The sequence below is a fragment of the Mesorhizobium silamurunense genome, assembly GCF_014843825.1.
GTDB lineage: Bacteria > Pseudomonadota > Alphaproteobacteria > Rhizobiales > Rhizobiaceae > Mesorhizobium > Mesorhizobium silamurunense.
Genome location: NZ_JHQR01000477.1, coordinates 1 through 868 on the forward strand (window position 1 = coordinate 1; position 868 = coordinate 868).

An 868-nucleotide genomic window follows, 5' to 3' on the forward strand; every position below is an offset into this window, starting at 1 on the left:
TGACCGGCCGCGTGCGCGGCATTGCCAATGGCGAGATAGCCTTCGCCGGCGACCTCGCGGCGAGCATGGCGGCGGCGGAAGCCAAGCAGGCCCGCCTACTTGACCGGATCGACCGTTTCGCCGGTGCCGGGCCGCGGCCCGCACGACCCGAGCCGGTCAAGGTGCCTTCAGCCTCTCCGTCGCAGCTTTCGCTGACGGACGGATCGATCCGCAGAATCATCTGGGCGACGGGCTATGCCCGATCCTTCGACTGGCTGGAGCCGTCGGCGCTGGGGCCCGATGGCGAGCTGGCGCACCGCGATGGCGTCACCGGCGTTCCCGGCCTTTACGCGCTCGGTTTCCGCTTCCTGCGCAAGCGCGATTCCAACTTCATCGGCGGCACCGGTGTCGACGCGCAAGCGATCGCCGCCGAGGTCCGTCGCTATCTCGACCGCAAAGGCCGCCAAGCCGCCTGAGGACACTGAAGATGCCAACGACTGCGATTTCCCTTCCGCCCACGCCCAAGTGCGCCCATTACAACGCCATCATCGTCGGCGCGCGCTGTGCCGGCGCCTCGACGGCCCTGCTGCTCGCCCGCGCCGGGCTGAAAGTGCTGGTCATCGAGCGCAGGCCTTATGGCTCGGACACGCTGTCGACGCACGCGCTGATGCGTGCGGCCGTGCTGCAATTGTCGCGGTGGGGCCTGCTCGCGCCGCTGCTCAAGGCCGGCACACCGCCGATCGAGACGACGACCTTCCACTATGGCGATGAGGAGATCACCATCCCGCTCGATGGCGGACCGGACCTGCCCGGCCTGATCGCGCCGCGGCGCACCGTGCTCGACCGCATCCTGGTCGATGCGGCGCGCAAGGCCGGCGCCGAGTTCCTG

The 868-nt window shown here is 69.5% G+C and carries 1 protein-coding gene and 1 pseudogene; both read left to right on the top strand.

Translation table 11 applies throughout. From position 1 onward, the window contains the following. A pseudogene (locus DH10_RS36080) lies at positions 1-455 on the top strand (pyridine nucleotide-disulfide oxidoreductase); the annotation flags it as partial. 11 nt (positions 456-466) lie between these two features. Then, positions 467-868, top strand: a 402-nt coding sequence (locus DH10_RS36085; protein WP_192385974.1) for an NAD(P)/FAD-dependent oxidoreductase, incomplete at its 3' end; no start/stop codon positions are given.